10 protein-coding genes are annotated in these 16,259 nt (G+C 61.1%); 4 read left to right on the forward strand and 6 right to left on the reverse strand.

The features are described 5' to 3' along the window. The first annotated feature begins 52 nt into the window (after nt 1-52). On the forward strand, nt 53-949 hold the full coding sequence (locus tag FDQ92_RS09215; protein WP_170180271.1) for a YitT family protein: 897 nt from the start codon (nt 53-55) through the stop codon (nt 947-949). A 279-nt stretch (nt 950-1,228) separates the two neighbouring features. Here the strand turns inward: FDQ92_RS09215 and FDQ92_RS09220 are convergent, their stop codons facing one another. Next, on the reverse strand, nt 1,229-2,647 hold the full coding sequence (locus tag FDQ92_RS09220; RefSeq protein WP_137424401.1) for a sigma-54 interaction domain-containing protein: 1,419 nt from the start codon (nt 2,645-2,647) through the stop codon (nt 1,229-1,231). Between the two features lie 621 nt (nt 2,648-3,268). On the opposite strand from FDQ92_RS09220, the gene FDQ92_RS15955 reads away from it, so the two are divergent. From FDQ92_RS15955 to FDQ92_RS15510, 3 genes are read left to right on the forward strand one after another with little or no spacing between them, the layout of a single operon-like run. Next, the gene (locus tag FDQ92_RS15955) at nt 3,269-3,394 is read left to right on the forward strand and encodes a hypothetical protein (protein ID WP_281276807.1); all 126 of its coding nucleotides are present in this window, start codon (nt 3,269-3,271) and stop codon (nt 3,392-3,394) included. Beyond that, nucleotides 3,391-4,485, forward strand: coding sequence for a magnesium/cobalt transporter CorA (gene corA / locus FDQ92_RS09225; protein WP_211341232.1), 1,095 nt, complete (start codon nt 3,391-3,393; stop codon nt 4,483-4,485). The genes FDQ92_RS15955 and corA overlap by 4 nt, the downstream gene beginning before the upstream one ends. Before the next feature lie 30 nt (nt 4,486-4,515). After that, nucleotides 4,516-7,125, forward strand: coding sequence for a mechanosensitive ion channel domain-containing protein (locus tag FDQ92_RS15510; RefSeq protein WP_211341233.1), 2,610 nt, complete (start codon nt 4,516-4,518; stop codon nt 7,123-7,125). Between the two features lie 430 nt (nt 7,126-7,555). Here the strand turns inward: FDQ92_RS15510 and FDQ92_RS09235 are convergent, their stop codons facing one another. The 5 genes from FDQ92_RS09235 to FDQ92_RS09255 all read right to left on the reverse strand — a co-directional run bounded on the left by FDQ92_RS09235 (nt 7,556) and on the right by FDQ92_RS09255 (nt 16,127). Beyond that, nucleotides 7,556-8,665, reverse strand: a complete 1,110-nt coding sequence (locus FDQ92_RS09235; RefSeq protein WP_137424403.1) for a M20 family metallopeptidase — start codon at nt 8,663-8,665, stop codon at nt 7,556-7,558. Next, nucleotides 8,665-9,213 (reverse strand): GNAT family N-acetyltransferase, encoded by a 549-nt coding sequence (locus tag FDQ92_RS09240; protein ID WP_137424405.1) that lies wholly within the window; start codon nt 9,211-9,213, stop codon nt 8,665-8,667. Before FDQ92_RS09240 ends, FDQ92_RS09235 begins: the two co-directional genes overlap by 1 nt. A gap of 130 nt (nt 9,214-9,343) precedes the next feature. Next, nucleotides 9,344-13,723 carry a translocation/assembly module TamB domain-containing protein gene (locus tag FDQ92_RS09245; RefSeq protein ID WP_137424407.1) on the reverse strand — a complete coding sequence of 1,460 codons (4,380 nt, stop codon included), beginning with the start codon at nt 13,721-13,723 and terminating at the stop codon, nt 9,344-9,346. Between the two features lie 78 nt (nt 13,724-13,801). Next, entirely contained in the window at nt 13,802-15,715 is a 1,914-nt protein-coding gene (locus FDQ92_RS09250) for an autotransporter assembly complex protein TamA (protein WP_137424409.1), read from the reverse strand. Between the two features lie 94 nt (nt 15,716-15,809). Continuing rightward, complete coding sequence (locus tag FDQ92_RS09255) at nt 15,810-16,127, reverse strand: hypothetical protein (protein WP_137424410.1); 318 nt, start codon at nt 16,125-16,127, stop codon at nt 15,810-15,812. Nucleotides 16,128-16,259: the final 132 nt, after the last annotated feature.

The following is a 16,259-nucleotide window of genomic DNA, read 5'->3' on the forward strand; positions in this document are numbered from 1 at the left end:
CCCGCCGGCCCGTTCAAACGTGCAAGGACGAGGGGTCATTAAGAAAAGCAACATGGAAGCTTCAATCTTGATGGAAAAGGCCCACGGCCTCAAACCTCCTGCTTCGTGGCGTACGATCCTTTACAACTGCGGGCTCATCGTAGCCGGAAGTCTGATCTCCGTAACGGGCATGAACGCGGTGCTGATCCCGCAGGGACTCCTGAGCGGCGGGGTGGTGGGAATCGCCATCATCATCCATTACCTGGCGCCGGCGGTGAGCGTCGGGCTCATGTATTTTCTCTTGAACCTGCCGCTCATGCTGGTCGGATGGTTCCAGATCAGCCGGAGGTTCATGTACTACACGATCCTCGGTATGGTGACGTTCTCCCTTGCGGCCTCATGGGTTCGGGTCCCGGCGGTGCACATCAGGGACCCAATCCTCGGAGCCCTCCTGGCCGGCATCATCTGCGGTGTCGGTGGCGGGATCATCCTGCGGTCACTCGGCTCGGCCGGCGGCCTCGATATCCTCGCCATCTATTTCAATAAGCGCTTCGGGCTTCGCGTCGGAATGGTCATCACGGCGGCGAATGCGGCCATCCTTCTGGCCGGGGCCTATTTCTTCAACCTGGAAAAGGTCCTCTATTCCGTCATCTACGTTTACGCCAGCAGCCGTATCATCGACAACGTGCTTTCCGGGTTCAACCGCCGGAAGGTGCTCATCATCATCTCCTCGCGCCCGCGGGATATCGCCGATCACATCCTTCACACGCTCCACCGCGGCGTGACGTTTCTCAAGGGCGAAGGAGCGTTCAGCGGGGCCGAAAAGGACGTTATCTTTACGGTCACGACGCTTACTGAACTGCCGAAGGTAAAGGACATTATCTTTGAAATCGACCCCGAGGCCTTCGTCGTGGTCAACGACACCCTGGAGGTGCTCGGCAAGCGCCACGGAAAACGGCGGATTTACTGACGTGAATCGTCTTTTTTCTTGTTCCCAAGCTCCAGCTTGGGAACACAACTGCGCAGAAGCTCCAGCTTCGATCCCCATGGGGCCTTCCACAGCCAGAGGTTGACAACGAGGGGAATTCTATTTCCCCTCCCCTTGTGGGAGGGGATTAAGGGGAGGGAGCGAGGGCGATTTTCCACCTTGTTCTCAAGCTCCAGCTTGGGAACGACGGGAAAGATCCTGGGTTATGTTCACCCACGGAAGACAGCTGCATAGTGGCCACTTAACTATGTGGAGCTGTACTCAGTTTCGGGAGTTTCGGTAGTCTTCCTTGTGGAGATGGTAGCGTTTCATGAGCTTGTGGAGCTGGCGGGTGGTGATGCCCGCGGCCTTGGCCGTCAGGTTGATCCGCCCGCCGTGAATTTTGAGCACCTCCGAAAGGTAGAGCATTTCCGCCTGTTCCATGGCCCGGCGGCGCACTTCTGAAAGCTTGAGGGACGTATCGGCGGCGGCGAGGGGTTCGCAGCGGACGGATCCCATGATTTCCACGGGAAAGCTGGCCGGGCTGAGTACCGGGGACGTCTCCAGGATGTAGGCGCGTTCCATTACGTTTTCCAGTTCGCGGATGTTTCCCGGCCAAGGGTAGTTGGAAAAGGCTTCAAGCACGTGAGGATGAACTTCCGAGATGTTTTTCAAGTGGTAGCGGTTGAGGTTCTTGAGAAAAACGGACACTAGGATGGGAATGTCCTCGATCCTGTCTCGAAGTGGGGGGACGTGGATGGGGAAGACGTTCAGCCGGTAGTAGAGGTCTCTTCGGAACTGCCCGGAATCGGCCATTTCCTTGAGAATCACGTTGGTGGCGGCCACGACCCGGACATCGGTGGTGATGGTGGTTTCGCCGCCGACGCGCTGGAAGGTGCTTTCCTGCAGCACTTGGAGCAGCTTGATCTGGACCGAGGCCGAGATCGTCCCGATTTCGTCCAGGAAGATGGTTCCTCCATGGGCGATTTCGAATTTTCCGAGCTTCTTTCGGATGGCGCCGGTGAAGGCGCCCTTTTCGTGGCCGAAGAGCTCGCTTTCGACCAGTCCTTCCGGAATGGCGCCGCAATGCACGCTGATAAAGGGCTTGGCGGCGCGGTTGCTCTGCTTGTGGATCAGCTTGGCCAGGAGGTTCTTTCCGGTCCCTGTTTCACCGAGTAGCAGGATCGTCGCGCGGGTGGGAGCGACCGCCTTGATCTGATCGTAGACCTTTCCCATGATAGGGCTTTCGGTTCGGACGATCTCCTGCACATCGGTCCGCCAGAAGGAGTTCCGCAGGTATTCCAGCTCGCTCTGGGTTCGGATGGCCGTATGGGCCCGTTCCAGCACGTATTTGAATTCGTCCGCCTTGAAGGGGTAGGAAAGAAAAGTGCAGGCGCCGGCCTTGACCGCGTCCACTGCGTCCCGAACCCGGTCCGGGGGTGACAGGATCACGATCTGGACCGCCGGGAAAAGCTCCAGGAAAGGCTTGAACTGGTTCTTGTACTCATCGAGGTCTTGCCGGTCGGAAGTCACGCCAAGCAGATCCAGGTCCAGAAAGAGCAGTTCGTGGCGTTTCTTTCGGAAGACCTCCAGCCCGGAGTCCTTGTCGGATGTCCAGTCGATCCGGTAATCCTTGTCCAGAAACGAACGGATGGACCGATGAATTTCAGAGACGGGGGTCGTGACAAGCACGTTTTTCATTCCGGAAAAGCCTTTTTCCTGGATGAGCCTTCTGCTAGACGAAGAATCAATCCGAGTCGATCGGCGGCTCCCACGGGTTGGAAGCGGTTTCGGTCGCCGTCAATCCCCTCAATCGTATTTCGGTACGGATCTTTTAGAACCACATCCAGGGTGACCCTCTGAGGTAGATCCAGATGGCCTTGAAGCTACAAGCGCATCAGCTCCGTTTCCCCTCGTTCCCAAGCTCCAGCTTGGGAACGCCCTGCCCGGGAAGCTCCAGCTTCCCTCATGTTACAGCTGAAACTCGCTGTCTTTCTAGGGAGTTTGCCAGGATCTCGAAGTGGTCTTCCCCCTCGTTCCCCAGTTCTGGCTTGGGAACGGCCTCACCGAAGCTGGAGCTTCTGCACAGTTGTGTTCCCAAGCTGGAGCTTGGGAACAAGAAGAGCGGTTTCGGTCGCCGTCAATCCCCTCAATCGTATTTCGGTGTGTTTCGGAAAGAAACCCTCCGGGCCGGAAAGAGGGCCGAAAACGCCTCGCCTATATGATCGGTTTGAAGAAAGCTTTCAATAGTATTTTTTGGTTTGCCGCCCGCGGTTTTCGGAGTATCCCAAAGGGGGCCGACGTGAAGGAAGGGAGGAGCGGATGCGTCGTTGGGCAGGGATAGGAGCTGAAGGGATCGAGTTCGCCTTCCCGAGCCAGACGCTCTATCTCGCCAACGACGATCGGCGGCAGCTGAAACTGCAGAGGCTCAAGGGCGAATCGGCATGAGAAACCACACGCAGGGGAAACCGATGGCCGTCACATCCGCCCGCCGCCATTCCGAGAAACTGGGAATGCCGCCGGGATCCCTCATTTTTGTCGGCGAACAGCGAAGAGACCGGGTCGCCATCACGCTGGCCGATTTCGGTTCGGGACACTTGGAACAGGCGGCCGTGGACCTCCCGGAGGCTTGCCTCGAATATCGGCGGCGTCCTTCCATCACGTGGGTCGACGTGAGCGGCCTCCACGAACCCGACAAGGTGGAGCGGCTCGGAAAATGTTTCGATATCCATCCTCTCATCATGGAAGACATCCTGAACACCACCCAGCGGCCGAAGATCGAACTTTTTGAAAACATGGTCTTTGCGGTGCTCAAGGCCTTCTGGCTGGACGAGGCCCGGCAAGTCATCGCCGTGGAACACGTCAGCCTGATCCTGGGCGAGAGGTTCGTGCTGTCCTTTCAGGAAGGCGGAAAAGATGTGTTTGCACCAGTTCGGGAGCGGCTGCAAAATCCGCGGGGGCGCATCCGGACCATGGGTGAGGACTATCTTTTCTACACGCTCATGGATACCATCGTCGATCACTGTTTCGGGGTGCTGGAAGAGATGGGAGAACGGATCGAAGAACTGGAAGAGGCGCTGCTGGAGAGCCTGGACCAGGAGGTGCTTTCTGAAATTCACCGGCTGAAACGGGAAACGCTTTTTCTCAGGAAGTCGCTCTGGCCTCTGCGGGAAGTGGTCGGGCGCATGGACCGAGGTGAATCCCGCCTCTTCCAGGAAGCGACGCGGCCCTACATCCGGGACCTTTACGACCACACCCTCCAGGTGGTGGACACCCTGGAAAATTACCGGGAAATGTCTTCAGCCCTTCTGGAAGTATATCTTACCAGCGTGAGCAATAGAACGAACGAGGTCATGAAAGTCCTCACCGTTATCGCGACCCTCTTCATTCCCATCACTTTCCTTGCGGGGGTGTACGGGATGAACTTTGACTACATGCCCGAACTGAAGTGGCGCTGGGGATACCCTGCCGTCTGGGTGGTCATGATCGCCATGGGTGCCGGCATGCTCGGGTACTTCAAGTCCAGGAAATGGTTGTAAATGGCTGTGGTCGTACAAGAAGGAGGCGCCGTGCCGAAGGGTCGAAGCGGTATCGTGGAAGATGTCGGGCGATGGGAACGCCTGCGGGGCCGGCCGAAAAAAAGGTTTAAGCGGTGGCTTTCGAAAGTCCTTTTTCTCTTGTGGGTGCTTGCCGTGGTCCTGTCGCCCGTCCGGGGAGCCGCCCAACCCGGCAACGAACCGGCTGAAAACCAGGCTCCGTATCAGGAACTGGCCTCGTCGCTGGAACAGGCCTACGAAGCGGAACAGAAAGAACTCGCCGCCCTGAAGGACAGCCTCGGAGAGCTCCAGCGCCAGGAGAAGGCCCTTTCCACGGAGTTGAGCGCCTACAAGATCCAGCTTTCCGCCTACGGCAACCTGTTGGCCTTCCCGGGGGCATCGCTCGAGGACCTGCAGAAGGCCCTGGCGGCCCAGCGCTCCGCATCGGAGGCCATCGGATCGAGGGTCGAAGAGCTCGCGGGGAAACGGAACGCCGTCCAGGATGCGCTCAAACGGACGGCCGAACAGGTCAACTTCAACAAAGAGCAGCTCGGCCAACTCCGAGCCAGAGATGCCGGCGACTCCCAGGTGGCTGCACTCATGGAGCGGTTCCAGCAGTTCACCAAGCTGATCGCCGCCAAGCAGAAGATCCTTGACGAGATGGACGAGCGTTACGTGAAGCTCCTGGAGCAATGGACGGAGACCAAGCATGAGTTCGCCGAGCTTTCAAGAAAACTGGAACTTCGTCTGGAGGAACGAAGAAAGGAAGATCTCTTTCAGCGGAAAGTGAACGCCCTGTCCGTGATGAGCTGGGAACGGATGATCTGGGAGGCCGACCGGCTGGCGGAGCTGGCGGCGCGGCTGACCACACCTTCTCTCTGGGGCGAGCGGGTGCGGATGTTCTGGAGGACGGGCGGCTTCCTTCTGGTCACCAGCGTCGTGCTTTTCGCCGTGATCCAGGTGATGCTCCTGAAGTTCCAGCGCTTCTGTGCTGCGCTCACCGACCGTCCGTTTCATCGGCAACACCCCTGGCAAGGTTTCGCGCTTCGGTTGTTCACCCAATCCGTTCCGCTCCTCGGCGCCACCCTCTTTGTTTACCTCTATGCGCAGCTGCAAGACGTGGCCAGCGCCGTCACAGAAATCCGGTTGGGCATCACTGTACTCATCATAGTTCTGATGGCCCGCTGGTGTTTGGATTTTCTCCGGTTGTGGAACGAAGACGGCCGTCCGCCCATTCCAGAGCAGATCCTGCGGCCTCTGAGGCGGATGATCCGGATCGGCAGAGACTTCGCCGTATTCCATGTGCTCCTTGCGGAAGCGCTGGGGGCGGGCAGCGTGCTGCTGGTGCTGAGTCGGGTGATCTTTGAGTCGGCCTTTCTGGTCTGGAGTCTCTCCTTTTGGCGTGGGTTCCGAAGGGAACTGGCTTCGAAGGACGCTCTGCGCAACCCATGGGTCTCCCGCGGGCTCCAGTGGCTTTCCTGGTGGGGTTACGGCGTCGCCGGGGGCGGCCTGCTGCTGGAACTGGCGGGCTACGGTTCCCTGGCCGTTCATTGGTATGTCTCCTGGGCGCGGACCCTGGTGGTGGGGCTCTGGGCCGCAATCGCCTTTTTGGTGCTGCGTGAATGGGATGATATCGTGCAGCGGGGATCGGCGTTCGCCCCCGCCGCTTCCACGGAATCCATGTATCCGATCCGCTGGTTTTCGATCCGCATCGGCTGGCTGGCCTGGATCGGGGCGGTCATCGTCTGTTTCCTCGTGGCCTGGGGCGCTCGGAAAGCCGTCGTTGTCGGGTTTTTCAGGTTCCTCAATCACCCGATTCCCATCGGGGGACTTGAGTTCAGGCCGGTGGGCGTGGTGTATGCCGCGGTGATCCTGTTCATGACTCATGCGGCGGTCCGGCTTTGGAGCCACCTCCTTCGGCAAAAGGTGCTGGCGCGCAGCGGCCTGGAATTGGGCCTCCGTGAGTCCATCACCACCATCAGCGCCTACGTGGTGTGGGCTCTGGGAATTCTCGCATCCCTGAACGCCCTGGGGTTCAGTTCGACTTCGCTGGCCGTGGCCTTCGGGGCCCTGGGGATCGGACTCGGCTTCGGCCTGCAGAACATCTTCAACAACTTCATAAGCGGCCTCATCCTTCTCTTCGAACGGCCCATCCAGGTGGGTGACGCCCTGGAGATCAACGGAACGTGGGGCGAAGTGGTGAAGATCAACGTGAGGTCAACCGTGGTTCAAACCTGGGACAACGCCTCGCTCATCATCCCCAACTCGGAATTCGTGACGACCCAGGTGACCAACTGGAGCTTCAAGGATACGCGATTGCGCCGCAGTATCGATGTCGGCGTGGCTTATGCTTCGGACGTGGAGCGGGTTCGCGAAACCCTTCTGGAGGCCGCCCGCAGCCACCCGCTGGTGCTCCATTACCCGGAACCGAGCGTCCTTTTTCTCGATTTCGGAGACAGCGCCCTGCTGTTTCGCCTACGGGTGTGGACCACGGTGAAAGATTGCCTCACAGTGGAAACGGACCTTCGTTTCGAGATCACGCGACTGTTCCGCGAACGCGGCATTGAAATTCCCTTCCCTCAGCATGACCTCCACCTCCGGTCCGTGGCCGATGGAATCGGGGCTTTCAAGGAAAAGGCGTAAGAGGCTGTCTAGGTACAGATCCACATAATGAAGTGGCCACTATGCAGCAGTCTTCAGTGGGTGAACATAAGCCATGATCTTTCCCCTTGTTCCCAAGCCGGAGCTTGGGAACAAGGGGAAGGGGAAGGTGGAGCTTGGCAACAAGGTGGAATTCTATTTCCCCTCCCCTTGTGGGAGGGGATTAAGGGGAGGGGAATGTAACTGGTTGACATACGTTAACTTTCTCACCCTCACCCCAACCCTCTCCCATCAAGGGAGAGGGGGATTTTTCCCCCTCGTTCCCGAGTTCCGGCTTGGGACCGGTCTCATGGGAATCGAAGCTGGAGCTTCTACACAGTTGTGTTCCCAAGCTGGAGCTTGGGAACAAGGGGAAACCATCTGTAGGAGCGGCGCCCTCGCTGCGATGAACCAACGGTCCGAATCCTTGGGATCAGTCGTTCAGCGAAAGCAGGATGTCCGCGTAGAGTTCGGCCGCCAGGCAAACTCGGTGAAAGGAAACGGATTCGTCTGCGGTGTGCGCCTTTTCCAATTGGCCGGGCCCCAGCAGCATGGGCTTGATCCCCGCCGACCAGAGGAAGTTGGCGTCCGAATGACTTCGGAACGGTTCAGGTTGCCAGGGCAGGTCGTGCCGTTCGAACGCGGGCTTGAGCCGTTCCACCATGGTTCCACGTTCCGGGATTTCATAGCCTGAATGGATGGTGGTGAATCGCAGCGACAGTTCCAGGTTGGGGTTCTGCTCTTGGGCCTTCTGAACGATTTGTTCCAGTTCAAAGGCGATTTCCCCGATGGGGGCCGCCGGCGGTACGTGGATGTCCAGCCAGGCTTCGCACAATTCGGGGACCACGAACCCCCCGGAGGCGCTGCTCAGGTCCCGGATGTTGGTCACCACGTCCGGCCGGTCCGATTCCCAGTAGTGGCTGATGCGCAGAAGCAGGTGGAGCATGGCTTCCACCGGGTTGTGGTCGCGGCTGGCCAGCGAGGCGTGCATGCGTCTTCCTCGTGCGACCAGGTGCAGTTCCAGGTATCCGAAATGGCTGAGGGCCAGCCGGAGGTCGGTGGGTTCACCGATGAGCGCCCAGGGGAAATGGTAGTCTTTGACCAGGCGTTGGGCTCCGTCGCCTTCTTCTTCTTCGCCGACCACCAGGGCCAGGGCCGCCGCAGGCGGGAGCATGGACGCCTGGGCGGCCGCGATGTACGCTTCGATCATGGCGGCGCAGCCCCCCTTCATGTCTGCGGTACCCAGCCCGTAGATTTCATCTCCTTCTTCCCAGTACCCGTAGTCGTCCAGGTCGTGAGCGGGGACCGTGTCCAGGTGGCCGATGAAGGCGAGTTGAACGTCCGTTTCTTCGGGGACCAGCAGCAGGTTGTAGCGACGGTCGTCCACCGGTTGTTTCACGGCCTGGAGGCCCCACTGCCGGAAGTAACCGTACAGGTAATCCAGGATATCTTCTTCTTTGCCGGAAGGGCTGTAAATGTCCACAAGTTGCTTAAACAGCCGCCGCAGTCGTTGCGTATCGATGGGGACGTGTTCAGAGACCATCAGGATTCCGGTTCCGAAGATGTGGAGGTTTCCGCGCGAGGCCGCCGCTTCTGGGCGGCCAGGTTGAGGCTCAGGTAGATGTGTTCCTTGGGGCTGCCGAAACCCATTTTTCGGAAGAAGTAGAGGGCTCCCAGGTTGTCGGCTTCCGAATCCACGAAAATGATCCGCACGCCCTCGTCCAACATGAGTTCCTTGAACTGGGCGAAAAGCTTTTCACCGATGCCGTACCCGTGCAGGTCGGGCCGGACGCCGAGCCACACCAGGTGGCCGTACTTCCATGCGGAGCGCGCCTTGGAAATGGTGGTGCCGAGGGCGAACCCGACGATGTCTTCGCCCGCTTCCGCCACCAGGCAGAATTCGGGATCACTCATGAAAAAGGAAACCACCTCGTATTCGTCCCAGGTGCGATACAGGTTGGGGACAACGTCCGCCTTGAAAAGCTGTTCGCCGAGGTGGAAAACGACGGCGAGATCGTCCAGTTCCATCTCGCGCACGGTCACGTGGACCCGTTTCTTCTTTCGATCGGATCTTTCGGATAGCCCGGTCATGGTTATCGAAATCGGTCCTTTGCGTGGAGTTGAAAAACGGTGGCGAAAACCTCTTTTCCCTACGGATATACAACAGTCGAAAGCGGGTCAAGCGGCTTTATTGTGCCGACGGGTTCCCGAACGCCGGGCGTCAGTAGTCCAGCTTCCAGTTGACGCCGATACCGGTGCCCGTATCCGCTCCGACTTCCGTTTCCACCGTGACGTTGGGGTGCACTTCCACTTCCACGGTCACCTTGCCCGATCCTTCGGCCAGACCCTGTTCGTAATCGACGTAAATCTCCTCGGTGAGGTACTTGCCGGCACCGACCTTCGTGCCTTCCATCCCTTCTTCGGAACCCCTCAAGCCCAACTGATCCAGCCCCAGCAGTCGCCCTGTTTTCCCGAGCAGGTTCTGGCCTCCCCCGGCACCGTACCCGGAGAGGGCCCTGGCGGCCTGTGCCAGCCTGAGGGCCTGAAGCGGGCTGATCTGAGCCGCACCGCGCTCGAAGAGCAGCCGAGCCAGGATTTCGTCCTGCGGGAGGGCCGGTTCGGAACTGAGCACCAGTTCCGGGGAGTGAATGTCGCCTCTGATGTTCAGAACAGCCGTCAGGTCCTTCTCCCGGGATTCAGCCCGAATGTCCAGAACGGGGGCGGGCGGGGAGGCGCCGAAAAACTGGAGAGAGCTTCTGGCCAACTTGAACTGTTTGTTCAGGAAGTTCAAAGTTCCCCGTGCCACCGAAAGTGTGCCCGTGACCGACGGTTGGTCGGCCGTGCCCCGAATCCTCAGGCGGCCTTCCCATTCGGATTCCAATCCCCAGCCCCGGACGTAAACCTGCCCGGGGAGGTTCAAGTCGAGATCCAGGGCCAGCCGGAAGGGGGACGGCGTTTCAGGGGGGGCTTCCGCGCCGGGTTCTTCTCCTGCGCCTCCGACTTCGATCACCTCCAGTTCCGCCACTTCCGGAGGCAGACGTTTCGGAAGGTAAATTTCTACGGGCCTTGCTTCCAGTGCGCCTCGGACCGCCATTTCCCGGGTGGTGCCTTCCAGCGAAAGCGTTCCATCGACCGCCGCCGTCACCTCTTCGCGCCGCACCAGCGTGGCTTGGCGAATGTCGGCTTCCAGTGCGAGCGGAAAGCTTCGGGATCGATCCAGTTGCAGGGAGCCTTCGGCGGTGACGGTTCCCGAGGCTCCGTCGGTGGCCCTAAAACTCGTGAGTTCCAAAAGCTCGTCCCTCGCGCGGACCTCCAGGGCCAGGTCCTTCAGGACGGTCCCGCTGGCGTAGTTTTCATAGAGTCCCTCGTCTACGCTCACGGCGCCTCGGACCGTAGGGTTTTCCATCGTTCCCGCCACCGAAAGATCCACGTCCATCCGCCCGCCGATCCGCTGGTCGTCCAGAGGAAGTATCCCGGCGAGTCGGCCGAGATCCAATCGAGCGGCCATCCGGCCGGAAAGGGGATCCCGGGGTGAGACCGTGAACATGAACGGTTCAAGGCGGAACTGCACGGGCAGCGCGGCGGTGACTTCCACCGGGTCGGGACTCAACCCCTTAAGGTTCGCCGTGAGTTCAAGCGACCCTCCTTCCAGGCGGGCGTGGGCGTCCAAGGTGCCGTCGGGAAGGGCGTTCCATTCGGGGCCGGGAATCCGAAGCCCTTCGGCGTGAAGATCCGCTCGGGCGTTCGGCCGTGACGGATTGCCGCTCACACGTATTTGCCCCGAGAGGGCCCCTACCATTTCAGGGCCGCCGAACAGGCGGAGAAGCTCGAGGTCCAGGTCCTCCCAGCGAAGGTCCAGCTGGGCCGAATCCCGGCGCCGGTCCAGCTGTCCTTCGATGGTACCCGAACCCAGGCGAAGGGCCAGGTCGCCTGCCAGCCGGCCCTGACCTCCAAGTCCGAGGCGGACCGGCGACAGCAGTTCGAAGCGGTGCCCGCCGAAGCGGCCGTCCAGGACATCAAGTGTCAGCGTCTTCTCCTCTTTGGCCAGCTGGAGCATTCCTTCCGTCCGCCATTGCAGTTCCTGGAGGATGCGCCCCTGGAAGCGGCCGTCGAAGGCCAATCGATTTCCGCGGCCTTCGGCGTTCACCGTCAGGCTGTCCGCCGTGTAATCCCCGGCTTTCAGCCCGGTCACGTGGAGGGTGCCCGTTCCTTGGGGGTGTCCCGTAACGTCGGAAAAGGTCGCCTCGAGGCGGATGGACCCTATCCGGTTCTCAAACGCCTCCAGGCCGCTTCCCCGGAAGGTGAGTTCCATGCCCTGCTTTCCGTTTTTCTCGTACAGCCTGGCCTGGAGCCTTCCACGGCCCTCAATCTGCTGCCCCACAATGCGGCCGAGCGGCCGAAGATCGCCGGAATCGGCCGAGACGTTTCCGCGGGTGATCCGGCGCTTCAGGTCGTGGGTCAGGTTTCCGTCGACCCGGGTTTCCGGGACTTCCAGCGTGAAGGACGAGAGTTCAACCGTATCGTCCTGAAAGGAAAAAGTGGAAGCGGCGTGGAGCGGTTCTCCGCCCCGTGCCGACCGCAGCGCCGCGGTTCCTCCAACCCGGCGGGAAAGCCCCGCGACGTCGAGCGAAATCTCGACGGTGTCCAGGACCACCCGGTCCACGGCGATCGTTTGCCCCGAAAGATCGACGACCGCCTGAAACGAGTCGAAACGACCGGAAACCTCCCCGTGTCCACGGAGGCTCCCGGCGAGTCTCGTTCCGACGGCGCCGGAAAAGCGTTCCAGGTCGGGAAGCTGGAGGTTCCAGGCGGCTTCAATAGATTTCGCGGACAAATCGATGGTTGCCCTAGCGTCCAGCCGTCCGGGCGGGCTCTCGACTTCCAGCCGGTCGACGATGAGCCTTCGGCCGGGCTGGAACCGCAGGGAGGATGAGAGAAGGAATTCGGAATCTTCCAGCGGCTGGAGCGGCGGGGCCAGGTCTTTTGGGAAAGCGCTTTGCAATTTCAGGACGCCTTCGGCGCTTCCTTCCTTAAGGTTGCCCTTGAGGGTCACGACGGACCGAGCGGTTCCGTTCAACGGCAGGTTCAGAAAGGCGCCCAGGGTGGACAGGTCGTCGATCCCGACCTGCGCTTCCAGGTCCGTGTCCCCGGAGTCGATGCCATGGCGCCCCGTCAGGGTGAGCCGGTGCACGCGGCCCAGAACTTCGAACCGTTCCACCACAAGCTGTTCCCGGGCAACGGATCCGGCCGCCTCCCAACGCCAGTCGGCTTCGGGAAGAGGCGAGCCGTCGGTTTTCGTGAGGTTCGAGACCCCGCCGGTTGCGGATACATCGACGGGGGAGAGCCCTGGCCCGACTGGCCCGCGGGGCGTTGCGTGAACCGTTGTGGTGAGCGAGTCGAAACGAACGCCTCCCAGTCGCCCGTTTTCCAGGCGGACGGCGGCTTCCCCTTGGGGAAGGTCGGTGGTTCCTTTTGCGCTTCCTGTCAGTTCAAAGGCTCCCGCCAGGGGAAGCCCGGCCGCGGTTTCGAGGAGCGCTAGATCCGGGGCCAGCAGCCGGAATTGGACGTCCACTTCCCGGCTCGTGAAGGCGTAGCGGCCGCCTGCAGACAACTGGAAACCGGCCCCTTCCAGAGAGAAATCCTGGAGCAGGATCTGTGTCCCGGGTTCCAGGCGGGCGGCGAGCAGAAACTTGAGTTTCGTCCCCGAAACGGGCCGCCACGGTTGCGGGATGAGCGAGGGTTCGGGCCGGGATGTGCCTTGGATGCGGCAATCGGTGAGGAGGTTTCCGCTCAGCATGACCTGGATGGAGGCCGCCGTGGTTCCGAATCGGCCGATCCCGATCTCCACCTCACCTTCCCACCGGTCCAGCGGTCCCTCCCCGGAAAGGCTCACGTTCAAGGCGCCGGCGTCTTCAAGGCCCGCCAGAGAAGCGATGAGCCCGCCGGGTGCTTCCTGGACTTCCGCGTGAAGCCGGAGCCTCGGCGCGGCGCCGAGTACGGCCGCCGACAGAAACGCACGGCTCGGCGGCCCCGCATCCGCCCGAAGAATCGACAAGTCGGCTCGAAGCCCCGCTTCCGGGTCCGTTGGAAGGATTTTGCCCTGGAGAGCCAGTTCGACCGGTATTCCCAGGATCGTCTTGCCCAGGGAAAGCCTCTGGACTTGAAAGTCCTCCAGAACCAACGGCGGAAGCCTTCCGGGGAGCCGGATGTCCGCCGGTTTCCCGGAGTCCGGCGGAGGCTCGGCCGGGCCTTCGGGAAATCGCTCCAGCGTGAGTTGCTCCGCGCTCACTTCCTCCACCACGACTCTCCCCCGCAAAAGCGCTCCGGGCGACCACCTGAGGGCGATTCCCCGGCATTCCAGCCACGTTCCCTTCCCGTCGCTCACGGCCACGCGATCCAGCTGGAAATCGAACGGGAGCGTTCCTCGGAGGGTTCCGATCTCGACGCGCCGGCCCGGCGGCCGGCTCACCGCCTCGGCCAGTTTGCCGACAAGGAAGGTCTTTACCGGTTTCACCTGAAGCAGGGCGAAGAGGGCCAATGTCGCCACCACAAAGACGGCGGCGGCGCCTAGGATTACCTTGCCCAGTCGTTTCGTCTTCATGGCTCCGGTTCAACCCCCGGTTGGATGATGGAAGAAAAAGCCCGCGTGAAGGCGCGTCGCGGCCGAAAGGCGCCGAAATCAAAAGGCTTGGCCGAGGCTGATATACACCTGGTAGGAATCGTCCACATCGTCCCGGCGGTTCAGTGGAAACGCGACGTCGATCCGGAAGGGCCCGATGGGCGTGAAGTAGCGAAGGCCTAAGCCGGTGCCCCACCGCACCGATTCCTCCAGATCCGGGTAAGCGGATTCGAAGGCGGCGCCCCCGTCCAGAAAGACCGCAAAGCCCAGGGTCTCGGTTACGTTCATCCGCAGTTCGTTGCTCAGTTCCAACAGGGAACGCCCGCCCAGCGGATCGTCATCCGACAGAGGCCCGACGCTCTGGAAAGCGTAACCTCGAATGGAACCGCCGCCTCCCGCGTAATAACGCAGGTCGGCCGGCACCGAATTCCTCCCCGTGCCCCACAGGGTTCCTACGGCGGCACGCAGAGCGAAAACGGCTCGCGGCGTTTCCCTGAGTTGCAAAAAATGGCTGTAACTTCCATAGACCTTGAGAAAGTGCGATTCCTGATCCAGGATGTCGGCAAACGGCGCGACGGAGAACTGGAACCTCCCGCCCCGGCTCGCGTCCAGGGGATTATCGACGGTGTCCCGGGTGAAGTGGGATGGCATGGAAAGGAAAACGAACTCATCTTCCGAGGTGATATCGTCCACTTCGGAAATCCGGAGCGCAAGCCCGGTGGAAAAGCGCATGCCGGCGCCCAGGTCCCGCTCCGCCATGGCCCCCGTGGTGATGTTCCGGCTCACGAAGGCGTCGGTGTCTTCCTCGGCCAGGCGCCCGCTCAGCAGAAGCGACTGGTCTTCCCTCAGGAATTCCCGCTTCCGAAAGGATCCGTCCAGGGCCAGGTAGATGTCGGAGACCTCGCCCTGGAAAGCGACCCGATCGCCGCGGCCGAATAGATTGCGGTTCTCCCAGGAGGTACGGATTCCGGCCCCCTCGTCCGTCAAGTAGCTGAGGCCCGCTCGAACCGTGCGCTGTTTTCGTTCCACGACCTCGACGGTCATGGGCAGGCGCCCGTCGGCTTCCGGTTTGTCTGCATGTTCGATGCGAACCAGCGAGAAAAGCTCGAGCCCGATGAGCTGATTCCGGGCGGTGGCGATCAGGTCTTGGTTGAAGACCTGGCCTTCCCGCCAGGGGATCTTCCGGCGGACCACCGATTCGTCCACGGTGGAAAGCCCTTCGATAGTTGTGGGGCCGAACCGGCACAAGGGTCCCGATTCGAAGGCGTAGGAAACGCGGACCTCGCGGGTTCGGTGATCCACCACCACCACGCGCCGCTCCTGGATGCGGGCCAGGGGGTAACCCCGTCGCGCCATTTCTTCCAGGAGGGTCTCGCCGGCATCGAGAATCGGGCGGCTTTCGGCGGGCGCGCCGACCGGCAACCCCAGCGATTCCAGAGAAGGGAGTCGGTCGGTGATGGAGGCCCCGGGGCCCGCGACCCGGATGTCCGCCTGGCTCACCCGGTACAAGGGGCCGGGGTCCACGTGGAACACCACCCGGAGGGGAGCCGCGGTATCGTCGATGGAAACCCGGATGTCGGCGCCGTAGTGACCCCGGGACTGGAGAACTTTCCGAAAAACGGGGATATCCTTTTCGGCCCGGCGCCGCAGAAGGCTCAACGTGAGGGGCGGCCGTTGCTGAAGATCCCGGGTCGCGGAAACGCTTTCCAGGGCTTGGAGGAGTGTGTGATCCTCGGTTCCTTCGATCACCGTCTCATAAGGCACGCCGGGTTGCGCCATGGCGGGCGCAGCGCAAAAAATGAGGGCACACGCCAGCCGCAAGGCGGCCTTGGATCCAAGGCCGCGGGCGATCCGCCGCCGGGTGGAGTTCCTGCGTTGCGGCTCCACCCCGAACGTCCCGACGACTCCCGGGAAGCCGTCCGCAGGCGGCTCGGATTGCGGGGCGTAAGCGGGTGATTCTCGCGTGGGTTCCATCTTTCAATCCGCACGTCCGCCGGGGGCCGAGAACAAAAAAGCCACCCGACCGGCGGGCGGCTTCACGGACAGCAGGATGGGAACTCGACTCGGATCAACTGGTGGCTTCGGTTTTGGTCTTGTCTAGCTCGGCCTTCAGCTTTTCCACTTCCTGCTTGTACTTTTCGGCCTCTTCTCTGTACTTGGAGGTTTCCTCGGGCGCGGGGGGCGGCGTTTCCTCGGCTTCCTTCTTCTTTCCGAACGGGAGCTGATCCTTCACTTCGTCGTAGCCCAGATAGGCCGCCATGGCGCCGCCCAGCAGCAGCATCAGCGGCACGGCTCCCGCAAGCAGTTGCAGGAAGGGACCAAAGAAAACGAAAATTCCGATGATGCCAAGGAATGCCGCAGCAATCCCGCCCAAGAACACTTTCATGATCGTCCTCCTTCTGCGTCGTTACCTTCGTGTGAGCAATATTTCCTCGGTGGATCGCAACCCCGGAGACCCTGAGATTTCCATGGGATTTAACCGTCGGATCAAGGCGAAAACAAGATAAAAATTTCACGG

Origin of the sequence: Desulfoglaeba alkanexedens ALDC (assembly GCF_005377625.1) — a bacterium.
Lineage (GTDB): Bacteria > Desulfobacterota > Syntrophobacteria > Syntrophobacterales > DSM-9756 > Desulfoglaeba > Desulfoglaeba alkanexedens.

Bases quoted from the DNA above. Each gene is read 5' to 3' on its own strand.
- FDQ92_RS09235 (WP_137424403.1), bottom strand. From the start codon at position 8,665: ATGGTCTCTGAACACGTCCCCATCGATACGCAACGACTGCGGCGGCTG.
- FDQ92_RS15955 (WP_281276807.1), top strand. From the start codon at position 3,269: ATGCGTCGTTGGGCAGGGATAGGAGCTGAAGGGATCGAGTTCGCCTTC.
- FDQ92_RS09240 (WP_137424405.1), bottom strand. From the start codon at position 9,213: ATGACCGGGCTATCCGAAAGATCCGATCGAAAGAAGAAACGGGTCCAC.
- FDQ92_RS09215 (WP_170180271.1), top strand. From the start codon at position 53: ATGGAAGCTTCAATCTTGATGGAAAAGGCCCACGGCCTCAAACCTCCT.
- corA (WP_211341232.1), top strand. From the start codon at position 3,391: ATGAGAAACCACACGCAGGGGAAACCGATGGCCGTCACATCCGCCCGC.
- FDQ92_RS09245 (WP_137424407.1), bottom strand. From the start codon at position 13,723: ATGAAGACGAAACGACTGGGCAAGGTAATCCTAGGCGCCGCCGCCGTC.
- FDQ92_RS09220 (WP_137424401.1), bottom strand. From the start codon at position 2,647: ATGAAAAACGTGCTTGTCACGACCCCCGTCTCTGAAATTCATCGGTCC.
- FDQ92_RS09250 (WP_137424409.1), bottom strand. From the start codon at position 15,715: ATGGAACCCACGCGAGAATCACCCGCTTACGCCCCGCAATCCGAGCCG.
- FDQ92_RS09255 (WP_137424410.1), bottom strand. From the start codon at position 16,127: ATGAAAGTGTTCTTGGGCGGGATTGCTGCGGCATTCCTTGGCATCATC.